The organism is Mesorhizobium sp. M0715, from assembly GCF_040320355.1.
Classification (GTDB): domain Bacteria; phylum Pseudomonadota; class Alphaproteobacteria; order Rhizobiales; family Rhizobiaceae; genus Mesorhizobium.
Genome location: NZ_JAMYPL010000021.1, coordinates 123,345 through 138,525 on the forward strand (window position 1 = coordinate 123,345; position 15,181 = coordinate 138,525).

The 15,181-nt window shown below is 63.0% G+C and carries 16 protein-coding genes and 1 tRNA gene; 9 read left to right on the forward strand and 8 right to left on the reverse strand.

Features of this window, described 5'->3' with window-relative positions:
* The first annotated feature begins 8 nt into the window (after positions 1-8).
* Complete coding sequence (locus NKI21_RS23375) at positions 9-1,550, forward strand: SpoVR family protein (protein ID WP_023811068.1); 1,542 nt, start codon at positions 9-11, stop codon at positions 1,548-1,550.
* Positions 1,551-1,574: 24 nt separating this feature from the next.
* On the opposite strand, the gene NKI21_RS23380 is transcribed toward NKI21_RS23375, so the two are convergent.
* The 3 genes from NKI21_RS23380 to NKI21_RS23390 are packed head-to-tail and all read right to left on the reverse strand — an operon-like array spanning position 1,575 to position 4,209.
* Positions 1,575-2,468, reverse strand: coding sequence for an HlyC/CorC family transporter (locus NKI21_RS23380; protein WP_352441757.1), 894 nt, complete (start codon positions 2,466-2,468; stop codon positions 1,575-1,577).
* Entirely contained in the window at positions 2,465-3,601 is a 1,137-nt protein-coding gene (gene aroB, locus NKI21_RS23385; protein ID WP_352441758.1) for a 3-dehydroquinate synthase, read from the reverse strand. The genes NKI21_RS23380 and aroB overlap by 4 nt, the downstream gene beginning before the upstream one ends.
* Positions 3,598-4,209, reverse strand: coding sequence for a shikimate kinase (locus NKI21_RS23390; RefSeq protein ID WP_023811065.1), 612 nt, complete (start codon positions 4,207-4,209; stop codon positions 3,598-3,600). The genes aroB and NKI21_RS23390 overlap by 4 nt, the downstream gene beginning before the upstream one ends.
* A gap of 210 nt (positions 4,210-4,419) precedes the next feature.
* Between NKI21_RS23390 and NKI21_RS23395 the strand changes: the two genes are divergently transcribed.
* The 5 genes from NKI21_RS23395 (at position 4,420) to NKI21_RS23415 (ending at position 8,322) form a co-directional block, all read left to right on the forward strand.
* Complete coding sequence (locus tag NKI21_RS23395) at positions 4,420-4,572, forward strand: hypothetical protein (RefSeq protein WP_013529356.1); 153 nt, start codon at positions 4,420-4,422, stop codon at positions 4,570-4,572.
* A 16-nt stretch (positions 4,573-4,588) separates the two neighbouring features.
* The gene (locus NKI21_RS23400) at positions 4,589-5,506 is read left to right on the forward strand and encodes a site-specific tyrosine recombinase XerD (RefSeq protein ID WP_352441759.1); all 918 of its coding nucleotides are present in this window, start codon (positions 4,589-4,591) and stop codon (positions 5,504-5,506) included.
* Positions 5,507-5,605: 99 nt separating this feature from the next.
* Entirely contained in the window at positions 5,606-6,556 is a 951-nt protein-coding gene (locus NKI21_RS23405; protein WP_023811063.1) for an acetyl-CoA carboxylase carboxyltransferase subunit alpha, read from the forward strand.
* A gap of 216 nt (positions 6,557-6,772) precedes the next feature.
* Positions 6,773-8,071 carry a L,D-transpeptidase family protein gene (locus NKI21_RS23410; RefSeq protein ID WP_127295953.1) on the forward strand — a complete coding sequence of 433 codons (1,299 nt, stop codon included), beginning with the start codon at positions 6,773-6,775 and terminating at the stop codon, positions 8,069-8,071.
* 8 nt (positions 8,072-8,079) lie between these two features.
* A complete protein-coding gene (locus NKI21_RS23415; RefSeq protein ID WP_352441760.1) occupies positions 8,080-8,322 on the forward strand; it encodes a sulfurtransferase TusA family protein in 243 nt (80 codons plus the stop codon).
* 3 nt (positions 8,323-8,325) lie between these two features.
* Here NKI21_RS23415 and NKI21_RS23420 read toward each other — a convergent pair whose 3' ends face one another.
* Positions 8,326-9,450, reverse strand: coding sequence for a CobW family GTP-binding protein (locus NKI21_RS23420; protein WP_352441761.1), 1,125 nt, complete (start codon positions 9,448-9,450; stop codon positions 8,326-8,328).
* A 3-nt stretch (positions 9,451-9,453) separates the two neighbouring features.
* Positions 9,454-10,617: a D-alanyl-D-alanine carboxypeptidase family protein gene (locus tag NKI21_RS23425; RefSeq protein ID WP_352441762.1), complete on the reverse strand. Its 1,164-nt coding sequence runs from the start codon at positions 10,615-10,617 to the stop codon at positions 9,454-9,456.
* Positions 10,618-10,834: 217 nt separating this feature from the next.
* Between NKI21_RS23425 and NKI21_RS23430 the strand changes: the two genes are divergently transcribed.
* The 3 genes from NKI21_RS23430 to NKI21_RS23440 all read left to right on the forward strand — a co-directional run bounded on the left by NKI21_RS23430 (position 10,835) and on the right by NKI21_RS23440 (position 12,877).
* Positions 10,835-11,998: a M20 aminoacylase family protein gene (locus NKI21_RS23430; RefSeq protein ID WP_352441763.1), complete on the forward strand. Its 1,164-nt coding sequence runs from the start codon at positions 10,835-10,837 to the stop codon at positions 11,996-11,998.
* Between the two features lie 83 nt (positions 11,999-12,081).
* Positions 12,082-12,158, forward strand: a tRNA-Arg gene (locus tag NKI21_RS23435).
* Between the two features lie 110 nt (positions 12,159-12,268).
* The gene (locus NKI21_RS23440; RefSeq protein ID WP_352441764.1) at positions 12,269-12,877 is read left to right on the forward strand and encodes a cytochrome b; all 609 of its coding nucleotides are present in this window, start codon (positions 12,269-12,271) and stop codon (positions 12,875-12,877) included.
* Here the strand turns inward: NKI21_RS23440 and NKI21_RS23445 are convergent.
* From NKI21_RS23445 to NKI21_RS23455, 3 genes are all read right to left on the reverse strand, one after another.
* On the reverse strand, positions 12,860-13,294 hold the full coding sequence (locus tag NKI21_RS23445) for a YqaA family protein (RefSeq protein WP_352441765.1): 435 nt from the start codon (positions 13,292-13,294) through the stop codon (positions 12,860-12,862). The two genes, NKI21_RS23440 and NKI21_RS23445, sit on opposite strands and share 18 nt — an antisense overlap.
* A gap of 143 nt (positions 13,295-13,437) precedes the next feature.
* On the reverse strand, positions 13,438-13,791 hold the full coding sequence (locus NKI21_RS23450) for a cupin domain-containing protein (protein ID WP_127266678.1): 354 nt from the start codon (positions 13,789-13,791) through the stop codon (positions 13,438-13,440).
* Between the two features lie 336 nt (positions 13,792-14,127).
* Positions 14,128-15,021, reverse strand: coding sequence for a sugar phosphate isomerase/epimerase family protein (locus NKI21_RS23455; protein WP_352441766.1), 894 nt, complete (start codon positions 15,019-15,021; stop codon positions 14,128-14,130).
* Between the last annotated feature and the right edge of the window lie 160 nt (positions 15,022-15,181).

Genomic DNA, 15,181 nt, shown 5'->3' on the forward strand with positions numbered 1-15,181 from the left:
GGTTCCCGATGGCCAGACAAGCGAGCAAATCCAGTCTGCTTTTCTCAGGGTCAGACTGGGATTTCAAAACATTGTCGCGGGCCTATGACGCGATCGAGGCACTTGCGGTCGAAGAGCTTCATCTGGACACCTATCCCGTTCAGATGGAGATCATCTCGTCGCAACAAATGCTCGACGCCTATTCGTCCATCGGCATGCCATTGATGTACCGTCACTGGTCTTTCGGCAAACATTTCCTCCACCAGGATCTGCTCTATCGCAAAGGCGGGCGAGGGCTTGCCTATGAACTGGTCATCAATTCCAATCCCTGCATCGTCTATCTGATGGAGGAAAACACCATGGCCCTGCAGGCCTTGGTGACGGCCCATGCAGCGCTCGGGCACAATCATTTCTTCAAGAACAATCAGCTGTTCAAACAGTGGACGGATGCGGGTGCGATCCTCGGCTACCTGGACTTCGCCAAGGGCTACATAGTCCGTTGCGAGGAGCGGCACGGCCTCGCCGCCGTCGAGGCTGTTCTCGATTCCGCTCACGCGCTGATGGATCAGGGCGTGTTTCGCTATCACCGGCCGCCGAGGCTGTCGTCCGAACGGCAACGCGAAGGAATTCGCGAGCGTCTCGAATACGAGGAGCGCTCCTACAACGACTTGTGGCGTACGCTGCCGCCTTCCCAGCAAGCGACCAACGAAAAGGGCCAGGACCCGGAGCGGAAGAAATCGCTCAACCTGCCTGAGGAAAACCTGCTCTATTTCCTGGAAAAGAACAGCCCGGTCCTGGAGCCCTGGCAGCGTGAGATCATCAGGATCGTCCGCGTCATCGCGCAATATTTTTACCCGCAACGGCAAACACAGGTGATGAACGAAGGCTGTGCCACTTTCGTGCACTATACGCTGATGAACATGCTGTTCGACCGCGGCCAGATCAGCGAAGGCGCCATGCTCGAAATCCTGCGCAATCATTCCAACGTGGTCTTTCAGCCGGCCTTCGACGATCCGCGCTTTTCAGGCATCAACCCCTATGCTCTCGGCCTCGACATGATGCAGGACATTCAGCGCATCTCGACCAAACCCACGGCCGAGGACCGCGATTGGTTTCCCGACATCGCCGGCCAGGGCAACTGGCGCGAGGTCCTGCTTGACGCATGGGCCGATCATCGCGACGAATCGTTTATCCGCCAGTACCTCAGTCCGGCCATGATCCGGAAATGGCGGTTTTTTGTGCTCGGCGACGCTGCCGACCAACCGCATTGTCAGGTCACCTCGATCCACGACGAGCGCGGCTACCGCAAGATACGCGACGCGCTCGCCAACAGTTACGATCTCGGCGCGAACCGGCCGGACATTCAGGTGGTGGATGTCGATCTGCTCGGCGACCGCCATTTGCGGCTGCAGCACAAGGTCAATGACGGCATCCTTCTCGAGGATGCCAGCCGCGACGCCACGCTTCGTCACATTCGCAGGCTTTGGGGCTATGAAGTCAGCCTGGCCGCCATAGATGCCGAGACCGGCGCGACGATCCACGAACGCTCGACCAGCCAGATCGCCGGATGACGTGCCCCGGCCTCCCTGCGCGTATCAGGTGTCGCCGGCTGGCCTGATCCTCAGCCTTGCGATCCGGTTCTTGTCGCGTTTCATCACGACGAAGCGCTTGCCGTGGAACGTAAAAGCCTGCTTCTCCTCGGGGATCGATTGCGTCTCGTGGATGACGAGGCCGGCAATGGTGGTGGCCTCCTCATCCGGCAGGTTCCAGTCGAGAGCCCGGTTGAGGTCACGGATGGGCACCGTGCCGTCGACGACGACGGAGCCGTCGGCCTCCTGCTTGACGCCCTGTATGTCGACATCATGCTCGTCGGCGATCTCGCCGACGATCTCCTCGATAATGTCCTCCAGCGTCACCAGCCCTTCGACCTCGCCATATTCGTCGACCACGACGGCGAAATGCGCCTTGCGGCGAAGGAAGGCGTTGAGCTGTTCCTGCAAGGTCGTGGTGTCGGGCACGAACCAGGGTTTCGAGGCGATCTTCATCACGTCGATCCGGGAGAAATCGTTGCCGACTTCGTTCAAGGCGCGCAGCAGATCCTTTGCATGCAGCACGCCGACGATGTTGTCGAGCGAGCCTTTCCACAGCGGCATGCGGGTGTGCGGGCTTTGCAAAATCTCGCGCACCACCGCTTCCGGCGCATTGTCCGCATTGACCGAGCGCATGTTGGTGCGGTGGACCATGACGTCGGAGACTTCCAGCTCGGCGAGATCGAACAGCCCGCCGACGCGGTCGCGATCCTCGCGCACCACTTGGCCGTCGCGGCGGAAATCGTCGACCGCACCGCGCAATTCGTCCTGGCTGGAACGCTGCGGCTCGATGCGCGAAAGCTCGTATCCGAACATGGCAAGCAGGCGCGTGCGGACGGCAACGAGCAGCACGATGAGGATGGCAAGGACGGCGACGACGATCCAGCCGGGCTCGTTCATCTCCGGTCGCTTTCCTTTGGGTGATTCTCCCTGAGGAACGACAGCACTTCCGATGCCGGAACATCTTTGGCAATGAAAGCCTGGCCGATGCCGCGCGTCAGGATGAAGGTCAGCGCGCCGCGTGACACCTTCTTGTCCTGGGTGATGAAGGCAAGCAGAGCCTCGGCGTCAGGCAATTCGCCCGGGATGTCGGCTATCCGCCAAGGCAGGCCGACGGCGCGCAGATGCGACTCGACGCGCGCGGCATCGTCGGGGCTGGCCAGATTGAGCCGTGACGAGAACCGGTAGGCCAGCGCCATGCCGATTGCGACGCCTTCGCCATGGACGAGGCGGCTTCCGTCATATTGGGTGGCGGCTTCCAGCGCGTGGCCGAATGTGTGGCCGAGATTGAGCAACGCGCGGTCGCCGGTCTCGAATTCGTCGCGCGCAACCACATCGGCCTTGGCGCGGCAGGCTTCGGCAATAGCCTGCGCCCTCTCCGGCCCGCCGGCAAAAACCTGGACCCAATTCTTTTCCAGCCAGGCGAAAAATTCCGGCCGGTCAATGAGCCCGTATTTGGCGAGTTCGGCATAGCCGGCGCGGAATTCGCGGATCGGCAGCGTGTCGAGCACGCCGGTGTCGGCCAGCACCAGTTTCGGCTGATGGAAGACGCCGACAAGGTTCTTGCCGCGTGGGCTGTTGATGCCGGTCTTGCCGCCGACCGAGGAATCGACCTGAGCCAGCAGCGAGGTCGGGATCTGCACGAAATTCATGCCACGCCGCACGATGCCGGCGGCAAAGCCGGCAAGGTCGCCAATAACGCCGCCGCCGAAGGCGATGACGATGTCGCCGCGCTCCAGTTTCGCAGCCAGCACACCGTCGACCACCTCTTCGAGACGGGCAAAACTCTTGGTCTTCTCGCCGGGCGGCAACGTGATCACGGCGGTCTGGATGCCGCCCGTTTCGAGGCTGGCCTGAAGGGCAGCGAGATGCGCTGCCGCGACATTGGCGTCGGTGACGACCGCGGCGCGCGTGCCCGGCAGCCGGCGCGCAATCTCCGCGCCCGCGCGGGCCAACAACCCCGAGCCGATCAGAATGTCATAGGTCCGATCGCCAAGGCCTACTTCGACGACAACGGGTGCATCGATGCTCACGATTCCACCTCGCCCGCCGCCGTCGTCTCATCGATGCCGAAATGCCGGCACAGCGCGTCCACCACCTCGGTCGCGATGACTTCCTTGCGGTCGTCGCGGGTCGGCACGGTGACGTCCGATGTCGCGTAGACCGGATAGCGCTCGCCCATCAGCCGCTCCAGCACGGCGCGCGGATCGGCACTTTTCAACAATGGCCGGTTCTGCTTCTTGGAGACGCGGTCCATCAGAAGATCGAGCTCGGCCTTCAGCCATACCGACACGCCCTGCGCTGCAATCGCCTCGCGCGTCTGCGCATTCATGAAGGCGCCGCCGCCGGTCGACAGCACCTGCGGGCCGTTTTCCAGCACGCGCAGGATGACGCGCTGCTCCAGCGCCCGGAATTCGGTCTCGCCATAGCGCTCGAACAGCTCCGGAACGGTCATGCGCGAGACGCTTTCGATCTCCTGGTCGCTGTCGATGAAGGGCAGCGCCAGCATCGTCGCCACCTTGCGGCCGATCGCCGTCTTGCCGGCGCCCATCAGTCCGACGAAGACGACGGAACGGCTGCCCAGCCGGCCAAGCAACGCGGCGTGGGTCTCGTCTGGAGGATTTGCTGGCAGCGCGTTCATTGGATTGTTCGAAGGCCCTCTTTGCCGGCGTATCGACATGAAAAGCCCGTTTGCGTCAAGCGTGGCAAGTGCCTTGAACCCGATATGGACCGGCAGGGTCTGCATGAGAAGTTGCTAACAGGCCCCAGCTTCTTCCTTGAATTGGCCGGATTGGCGTCCCATAAGGGGACAGGGTTTGGAAACGCAGAACAAGAAGACGGGCGAAAATTGATGCCGACACTGTTTCGCTTTGTCGTGGTAACAGCGATTCTGGCTGGCATTGCCTATGGTACGATGTTCGCCCTGGTGATGTTCGTCGAGCCAAAGAAGGGGGAAATGAGCGTGCGCATCCCTCCGGAAAAGCTGAACCCCAAGAAAAGCTGAACCCGAAGAAAATTGAATGAACAGCGCCGCCCGCATCGAAGCCTTTCTGGAAATGATGAGCGCCGAGCGGGGCGCGGCCGAAAACACGCTTTCCTCCTACCGCCGCGACCTCGAGGACGCTTCTGGCGCGATCGATGGCGGGCTGGCCGGTGCCGCCGCCGCCGATATCCGCGCCTATCTCGACGACATTGCCGCCCGCGGCTTTGCAGCCACCTCGCAGGCGCGCAAACTGTCGGCGATCCGTCAGTTCTTCAAATTCCTCTACGCCGAAGGCCTGCGCGGCGATGACCCGACCGGCACGCTGGACAGTCCGAAAAAGGGCCGCCCGCTGCCCAAGACAATGAGCGAGGCCGACACCGGCCGGCTGATCGACCGTGCGGCGCTTGAGGCCGGCGATGTCTCGTCGGGCGATGGGGACAGTCTGGCGTCACTGCGCCTGCATGCGCTGGTCGAGGTGCTTTACGCCACCGGCCTGCGCGTTTCCGAGCTGGTCGGCCTGCCGGTGACGGTGGCGCAGCGCGACGACCGTTTCTTCATGGTGCGCGGCAAGGGCGACAAGGAGCGCATGGTGCCGCTGTCCGCCAAGGCGCGCACGGCGATGAAGACCTGGCTTGCCGCCCGGGCCAAGGTGCCCGCCTTCGCCGACAGTCCGTTCCTGTTTCCGGCCGCCTCCGACAGCGGCTATCTCTCGCGCCAGGTCTTCGCGCGTGACCTGAAAGGGCTGGCGGCAAGGGCCGGCATTGCCTCGGCGAAGATCTCGCCGCACGTGCTGCGCCATGCTTTCGCCAGCCATCTCCTGCAGAACGGCGCCGATCTGCGGGCCGTGCAGCAATTGCTTGGCCATGCCGACATATCGACGACACAGATTTACACCCATGTGCTGGAAGAGCGGCTGGTGCGGCTGGTCAACGATCATCATCCGCTTGCCGACTAGGCCTCATATCGCTATGTGAGGACGACATTCCACCGCCCGGAGCCTTGGATTCAAGGGTTCCGTCAGCCACTGCCTTCCGACATATCGGTCCGCTCACGCATGTATAATTACCTCGATTTCGAAAAGCCGGTGCAGGACCTCGAGGGCAAGATCCTCGAGCTGAAGAAGCTTGCCGAAAATGGCGAGGCGGTCGATGTCGGCGACGAGATCAGCCGTCTCGAGAAGCGCTCCCGCGACGCGCTGCGCGATGCCTACAAGGCGCTGACGCCATGGCAGAAGGTGCAGGTGGCTCGCCATCCCGACAGGCCGCATTGCGTCGACTATATCAAGGGCCTGTTCACCGATTTCACGCCGCTGGCCGGCGACCGCAATTTCGGTGAGGACCAGGCGATCGTCGGCGGTTTCGCCCGTTTTCGCGGCGAGCCCATTGCCATCATCGGCCAGGAAAAAGGTTCCGACACAGCCAGCCGCCTGAAGCACAATTTCGGCTCGGTTCGCCCGGAGGGCTACCGCAAGGCGGTGCGGCTGATGGAACTGGCCGACCGCTTCAAGATCCCGCTGCTGACGCTGGTCGACACGGCTGGCGCCTATCCCGGTGTCAACGCTGAAGAGCGCGGCCAGGCGGAGGCTATCGCCCGTTCAACCTCGACCTGCCTCGGCCTGAAAGTACCGTCGATCTCGGTGGTCATCGGCGAAGGTGGTTCGGGCGGAGCCATTGCCATCGCCACCGCCAACCGCGTCTACATGCTCGAACACGCCATCTATTCAGTGATTTCGCCGGAAGGCGCCGCCTCTATCCTGTGGCGCGACACGACGCGATCGAAGGATGCGGCAACCAACATGAAGATCACCGCGCAGGACCTTCTGGAGCTGAAGATCATCGACGCCATTATCCCCGAGCCGCTCGGCGGCGCGCATCGCGGCGCCGAAACCGTGATCGGTGCGACCGGAGACCTCATCGCCAGGACGATGAAGGACTTTGCCGGCGCCAACACCGATTTCCGCGAGCAGCGCCGCGAAAAATACCTGGCCATGGGCCGCAGTCTCTGACCGCAGGCAGCCTTGGCGGCCACAATGTGGCGGCTACGAGCATTTTTGCCACAAAAATGCCGCTGCATTCGGCTCAATGAGACTGCCGCAGGGGGATGCGTCGGCACTTGCGGTAAGGAATTTATTAGGGTTAACGGGCTTAGGGTCCGTCGATGCGCAGTGCAGCGGCCAGGCAGGAAACGTCCTGGCGCCAGAGAAAAGACGATATCCGCAGCCATGTTTATCAAGCTTGCCCGCACCGGAATCCTGATCGCCGCCCTCGGCGTTGCCGGCTGTAACAATTCGTCGATGAAGGATTTCGCGCCGGAGGCCAACAAGCCGCTGCCCGACAAGATCCTCGCCGACATGAGAGCCAAGGGCATGGTCCGCACCTCGTCGGTGATGGCCCGCATCTTCAAGGAAGAAGGCAAGCTCGAGATCTGGAAGGCCAAGACCAACGGCCGCTACGACATGGTCGCCAGCTACGACATCTGCAAATGGTCGGGCAAGCTCGGGCCGAAATACACCGAAGGCGACCGCCAGGCGCCGGAAGGCTTCTACACGGTGCGCCCGGCGCAGATGAATCCGCGCTCGAACTACCATCTGTCGTTCAACATCGGCTATCCCAACGCCTATGACCGCGCCAATGGCCGTACCGGCTCCAATTTGATGGTGCACGGCGCCTGCTCGTCGTCGGGCTGCTATTCGATGACCGATGCACAGATCGAGCAGATCTATGCCTTTGGCCGCGATGCCTTCCAGGGCGGCCAGACCGAGTTCCAGATCCAGGCGTTTCCGTTCCGCATGACCGCCGCCAACATGGCGCGCTACCGCAACGACCCGAATTACGACTTCTGGAAGATGCTGAAGGTCGGTTACGACAATTTCGAGATCACCAAGGTGCCGCCGAAGGTCGATGTCTGCGAGAAGCGCTACGTCTTCAACCAGGTTGCCGCCGACGGTCAGACATTCGACCCGACCGGCGCTTGCCCGGCAACCACTCAGCCTGATTCGCTGAAGAGCGCCTACAATTCCTACATGAGCACCTACGACGCGGCGTTCAGCGGCGCGGTCAAGGCCAGCGTGCCGGCGCCCAAGCCGACCATCGCCGGTATCAAGGAAGCCAGCATCGTCTCCGACTGGTCCAAGCGCCGCGCACGCGGCGAACGCGTGCCGATCGATCCGCCGTCGCTCAACAATGACGGCTCGGTCACCGAGACGGCACGCATGGGCCGCATCGATTCGCCTGCCGGCCGCAAGATGGCGGCCCTCGATGCCGAAAAGGCGGCCAAGCAGAAGGCCGAGGAGCAGAGGCTGGCTGCCATAGAGGCGGCCAAGCAAGCCAAGGAAGCCGCCAAGGCTCAGGCTCTGGCCGAAAAGGAGGCCGAAAAGGCCGCCAAGGAAGCCCCCGTCGCCACCGCGACCATCGCGGCCCCTTCGGAAGCGGCACCGATGGCCGAAACGCAAGCGGCGAGTGCCGACGAGAGCCGCGTGACGAAGCTGAAGAACAAGCTGCTCGGCATGTTCGGCGGTTGATTTCACCCGTGGCTGACCGCGCCGCTATTTATGACCTCAAGGGGCTGAACTGCCCCTTGCCTGTGCTCAAGGCCAAGAAGCGCCTGGCGGGGATGCAACCGGGCAGCCGGCTGTGGCTCGAAACCACCGACCCGCTCGCCGTCATAGATATTCCGGCATTCTGCTCCGAGAGTGGCCACCAGTTGATTGAAACGGCGGCGGTCTCCGGCGGCCATCGCTTTCTGATCGAGCGCGGCGAACAGCAATCGTAGAGTTCAACGCCCGGCAATCGCCAGCGGGTTGTTTTCCAGCGCGGCGCGGTCGGGCGTGTCGATCGACGGCCGGTTGGTGAAGGCGGCGAACAGCCTGCGGATATAATCTTCGGGCATATCGAGCGTGATCAGCACCAGCCGCGTGCCGCGCTGGCCATCGGGCCAGGACGGCAATTGCACCGGCGGATGCAGGATCTTCTGCACGCCATGGATCACCAGCGGCCGCGACGGGTCTTCCCTGAGCTCGATAATTCCCTTCATGCGCAGCAGGCGCTCGCCATGCGTCGAGCGCAGCAGGTCGAGGAACATCTCGATCGCCGAAAACGGCACCGGGCCGTCATGCACCAGCGAATAGGAACGCACGCGCGAATCGTGGCGATGCCCATGGTCACGGCCATGTTCGTGATCATGCCCATCATGGTGATCATGATCATGATGATGGTGATCATGCGCGGCTTCCTCGCCAAGCCAGCGCCGCACATCGGCGGATTTGGTTGCAGGGTTGTAGAGGCCGCAGTCGAACAGCGCCGCCACGCCTGTCTCCGTGTCGCCGGCATCGAGCAGTTCGGCGCCCGGATTGATCTGCCGCAGGCGCGCCCGGAGCATTTCCAACTCATTGGGATCGGCGACCAGATCGGCTTTGCTGAGCACGATGCGATCGGCGACGGCAGCCTGCTTCACCGCCTCGACATGGGCGTCGAGCGTGGCGTTGCCGTTGACGGCATCGACCAGAGTGATGACGCCGTCGAGCCGGAAGGCCTGGATCAGCGCCGGATGCGCCATGATCGACTGCAGCACCGGCGCCGGGTCGGCAAGGCCGGTGGTCTCGACGATGACGCGGGCAAGCCGGGCAATGCGGCCGGTCTGCAGCCGGTCGACCAGATCGGCCAGCGTATCGACCAGTTCACCGCGCACCGTGCAGCACAGGCAGCCGTCCGACAGCTGGATAATGCCGTCGGAAGACTGCTCGACCAGCAGATGGTCGATCGCCACCTCGCCGAACTCGTTGATGATCACCGCCGTGTCGGCCAGCGCCGGATCCTTGAGCAGCCGGTTGAGCAGCGTCGTCTTGCCGGCGCCGAGGAAGCCGGTCAGCACCGAGACGGGGATCGGGAAGCCGCTGCCCATTGGCTAGTTCGCAACCTTGACCGGCTGGTCGCCCTGCGCGGCGGAGCCGGCAATCTTCGGGCCGGTGCCGGCCGGTGCCGGCCTGTCGGGCCGCCAGCTCGGGATCGGCACATCGGCATATTCCTGGCCGCCCTGGTCGAGGATGGCCTTCGGCGCCGGACCGGCGGCGCCGCCAAGGCCGACGGCAACCAGCGTCGGCACATGGTCGAGCTTTTCCTGATACGGCGATTTCGGCACATCCTTGGCGACGACCGGCGGTGCCTCGGACTGCTCCTGCGGCGTCTTCTTCTTGCAGACCTCGTCCTTCATGTCGTTGGGCGAGACCGTGTCGCCATAGGGCGCCAGCGTGGTGACGGTGGCCGAACCGGCGGCCGGCGTGTCAAAACCCTGGTCGAGCAATCTCGCGGCGGTCTCGGCGCGGGTGACCGCCGATTTCTCGCCAAGCACGACCGCGACCAGCGTGCGCCCATTGCGCGTCGCCGAGCCGATCATGTTGAAGCCGGAGGGGCAGACAAAGCCGGTCTTCATGCCATCGGCACCGGGATAGCGGCCGATCAGCAGATTGTAGTTGGGAATAGCCTTCTTGCCGACGGCAAGACCCTCGATCGAGAACCACGGCGCATATTGCGGAAATTCGCGGCGGATCGCCATCACCAGCACGGCGAGGTCGCGCGCCGTCGTGTACTGATCCGGCGAATAGAGCCCGTTCGGATTGACGAAATGCGTGCCGTTCATGCCGAGCCGGGTCGCCTCGGCGTTCATCCGGTCGGCAAAAGCCGCCTGCGAACCGCCGACATTTTCGCCCACCGCCATGGCAATGTCGTTGGCCGATTTGACCAGCATCATCTTCAGTGCGTTGTCGAGCCGCAACACCGAGCCCGGCTTGAAGCCCATCTTGCTTGGCGGCTCCCCGGCGGAGTGTTTGGTCACCTTGATCGGCGAATCAAGCTGAACCTCGCCGGCGGCGATCGCCCGAAAGGTGACATAAGCGGTCATCAGCTTGCTCAGCGACGCCGGATACCAGCGCTTGAACGCGTCCTGATGCTGCAGGATCTTGCCGCTGCCGAGATCGAACACGACCACCGGATTGGCCAGCGCCGGCCCGGCCACGACCGATAGCGCGATTGTGCCAGCCGAGAATAGTTTGAGGAAATGCCTGTACCGCATGATCAAATCCGAAATCGCCTCTTGCCGTAGTCGCCCCTGGCTCCGTAAGATTTCGTTACGCGATCGCCAGCATGATAGGTCCGACCCTCAAAAAAACGGACCGCATCGTTGCGGTGCTATTTACCCTATGTGACGCCAAGATGGCAAAGTGCCTGGCGATCACAATTGCAAGGCAGCGGACGACACCCGCTTGTCCCAACAGCGAGATGGAACCATCATGCCAATCCTGAACCGTGCCGCCGAAATGCAGGACGAAGTTGCCGGCTGGCGCCAGCATCTGCACCAGACGCCAGAACTGAACTTCGACGTCTTCAAGACCGCCGCTTTCGTCACCGAGAAGCTGAAAGCCTTCGGTTGCGACGATGTGGTCACCGGTCTCGGCAAGACCGGCGTGGTCGGCATCATCCGCGGCCGCCAGGGCGAAGGCCCGACCATCGGCCTGCGCGCCGACATGGACGCGCTGCCGCTCAACGAGATATCGGGCAAGCCCTACGCCTCGACCATCCCCGGCAAGATGCATGCCTGCGGCCATGACGGCCACACGGCAATGCTGCTGGGCGCGGCCAAATATCTCGCCGAGACGCGCAACTTCACCGGCTCCGTGGCGGTGATCTTCCAGCCGGCCGAAGAGGGCGGCGGCGGCGGCAACGAGATGGTCAAGGACGGCATGATGGAGCGTTTCGACATCTCCAGGGTGTTCGGCATGCACAACATGCCGGGCCTGCCTGTCGGGCAGTTCGCCATTCGCCCGGGTCCGATCATGGCGGCGACCGCCGAGTTCACCATCACCGTGCGCGGCAAGGGCGGCCACGCGGCGATGCCGCACGGCACGATCGACCCGATCGTCATCACCAGCCAACTGGTCGGCGCCTTGCAGACGATCGCCTCGCGCAGCACCGATCCGGTCGAGGCCGTGGTCGTGTCGGTGACCAAGTTCCACGCCGGTGACGCCTACAACATCATCCCCGAAACCGCTGAAATAGCCGGCACCGTGCGCACCTTGCGCAAGGAGATCGCCAAGAAGTCCGAAGAGCGCATCCGCAGCATCTGCGACGGGCTGGCGACCGCGTTCGGGGCAAAGATCGAGGTCGACTACCAGGCAAATTACCCCGTGACCTTCAACCACGCGGAAGAGACGGTGTTTGCCGGTGATGTCGCGATGAGTGTCGCCGGCGACGCCCATGTCCACCGCGGCATCCAGCCCGTGATGGGCGGCGAGGATTTCTCCTACATGCTCGAAGCCCGCCCCGGCGCCTTCATCTTCATCGGCAATGGCGACACCGCCGGTCTCCACAACCCGGCCTACGACTTCAACGACGAGGTCATCCCGCACGGCATGAGCTACTGGGTGAAACTGGCGGAAACCGCGCTGGCCGCCTGACGACGGCAGCGCAAAGTCGGCCGAATTGCCTTCGGCCGGCCTCTTGGCGAAACGATCCGAAGCGGCTATGTGTCTGGCCGCGTGGTCCCGTAGCTCAGTAGGATAGAGCGGCAGATTCCTAATCTGTAGGTCACAGGTTCGATTCCTGTCGGGATCACCACGCTTTTCAAAGACTTGGTGAGCCGCCATACTTCTTTGCGAATTGGCCGCTGGAGCGGATGAAACCATCACGCCCTCCTTCTTGCATTTGACAAGAGTCGGGCTTCGGATGTGAAGGGGAACCCTCGCCTGCGCTGGCATTTCGGCATTCGTCTGTTGCATTGGCTCACCGTGATCGCGCTCGCGGCGCAAATCGCCATTGCCTTTGGGCCGATGGACGGGCCGGGTATGGCGACGATGAACTGGCTTCCGCTTCACATGTCGATCGGCGTGACGATCCTTGCCATCATCGTCCTCAGACTTTGCTGGCGCATCTTTACCCGCGCCCCTGTCAGGCAAGCCTCAGAGCCCATGCGGTTTGCGACGGCTTTCTTCCATATGTTTCTCTACGTTGCGATTCTCGCCGTCCTGATAACGGGATGGCTGGGCTACCGACCAATGCCTTTCATGCCTCCCGCGCGGCTTTTCGGAGTCTTGCCTGTACCATTGGCGCCCTCCGTCGGCGCGGCAAGGGCTTTCGCGTTCATCCACGCAAAGCTGGTCTGGATACTGCTTGGATTCGTCGGCGTTCACATCCTCGCAGCATTTGTACATTTCGTGCTGCTTCGCGATGATGTCATGTACACCATGCTCTTTGGACGGCAGAACATCGCTTCGCGCAAAGAGAAAGCGCCGCTTGCTGTCGACGATGAAGCCGGCAGCTCACGCAATCGCCCATAATCCTCCCGCAATGACAGCCGCGTATCGCGCCGCCTTGCCCAAGGTGACGAGAACTACGAACACGCCGAGATTCACCCGTGCCGCGCCTGCCGCGATGGTGAAAGCATCTCCGACAACCGGAAGCCAGGCAAACAGCAGCGTCCACTTGCCAAATCGTCGGAACGTCCGGCTTGCCTGCTCGTAACGATCGGGAGTGACAGGAAACCAGCGTCTGATCCGCAGCGAATCGACGCCACGCCCCAGAATCCAGTTGACCACGGAGCCGAGCGTGTTACCGATCGTGGCGACTGCCAGAAGCAGCGCCGGATCACCACGACCCGATACGATCAGGCCGGCAAGGACCACATCCGACGAGGCCGGCAGGATGGTTGCAGCGAGGAACGCGCTGACGAACAGCGCGCCATAGAGCGTCACCACGCCGGACTATACACGTCGACAGTTGCCCGTCATGACGAGCTGCTCTTGCTCGAGGATGTGGCAGTGGGTACATTCTTGGCCCGACCGGTCCTGGCGCGGGGGGTAGCCCGTACCGTCCCTCCGCGCGACATTGACAGCCTGTTTCAGCCAACCCTGACGACAAAATGCTTCGTCACCGGCTCGATGATCTTCCAGGTTCCCTTGAAATCGGCTTCCACCACGAAGGCATCGCCGGGGCCGACCTCGACCGGCGTGCCGCCGTCCGGCGTGATGATGATGCGGCCGGCGATCATGTGCACGAACTCGTAGTCGGTATAGGTCGCGTGATAGGTGCCGGGCGTCGCGCGCCAGGTGCCCGACAACACCTTGCCGTCCTCGGTCGTGTGCTGGACGGCGGTTTGCATGGTCGGCTTGCCCTCGACGACGATCCAGCCAGCCAGATCGCCGGCGTCCGCGTGTTCGACGGTGCCGAATTTGAGGATTGTCTCGCGTGTCATGTGCTGGGCTCCGTTTGGTGGATTGCGTGGCGTTGTTTGCCTAGCCGGTCAGATAACCGATGCACCTGCCGCGGGCAATGCCGGCGCCATACGGCCGGCACCTTGGCTGACGGTGCATCAAACGAAAACCCGCCTGTGCGGCGGGTCACTGGCGCAAATCAGCACCATAGGCAAATATGTACCATAGCTGAGGTCACCGAGTCAAGAATAAATTCCTATCGTAAAAGCTGGCGGCGCAAAAGCTGCCAGCACTGGCTGCCACGAGGCCTCTGTTAATCCGGGTTCGGAACCCTGCCCTCCGGCGCACGCCGCGTCCTTCGGCTCTCGACGGGCGGGTCAGGGTTTGTGCCGCGCCGAGACGAGTTCCGCCTTGCGCCTTGCCGTCTCCATTCCCAGACCGATGAAAGCACGCGCGTGCTTGGCCAGCGCCATGTTGTCCGTCCAGAGATTGCGCCAGATCGCGGTCTTCTTCGACAGGTTCTCATCGACGATTTCCGAAGAGAAGGATTCGAAGCTGAGGTCGTCGCTGTAGCCGATAGCGGTCAGCGCATCGAAGATCGCGGCGAAATCGATATTGCCGGTGCCGAGGAAGCCGCGATGGCTTTCGCCGATATGGACATAGCCGATCTTGTCCGCGGCTTGACGGATGGCCAGCCCGACATCGGCCTCCTCGATGTTCATGTGGAAGGTGTCGAGATGCAGGAAAATGTTGTCCGAGCCGGTGTCCTCGATGAAGGCCAGCCCTTGCGCGGCGGTGTTGAGCAGGTTGCTTTCGAAGCGGTTGACGATCTCGAGGTTGAGCGTGACGCCGGCCGCCTTGGCTGTCTCGGCAACCTTGGCCAGCGTGCCGGCGCTGCGCTGCCATTGATCGCGCGTCGGCGCCTCGACCTGCAATCCGTGGCTGGTCGAGAGAATGCCGGCGACCTTCCGGCCGCCGAGATCGCGCGTCAGCGCGATGGTGTCGTTGAGGATTTCGACGCCGCGCGCGGCAATCGCCTTGTCGGCGCTCGAAATATCGCCATCAACAGGCAATCCGATGCTGATCGCCACGCCGAGGCCAAGATCGGCGATGCGGCTGGCGAGCCCGCCGATGTCGACATTGGCGGGGTCGAGATAGGAGAATTCGATGAGGTCGAAGCCGGCCTCCCTGGTGTTGGTCAGCGTGCGCTCGAGATCTGCCTGAGCCGAGCTCGCCGACCAGACGAAAGAATGGATTCCAATACGCGACATCATCGTCTCCGGTGCTGACAAGAGGTGGGGGGGGGGGGGGGCCGCCCCCCCCCCGGGGGGGGGGGGTATTGGGGGGGGGGGGCGGCCCGGGGGGGGGTGAGGGTGTGGGGGGGGGGGGGGTTGAGGGGGGGGCGGCCCCGGCGGGCGCGGGGGGGGGGGG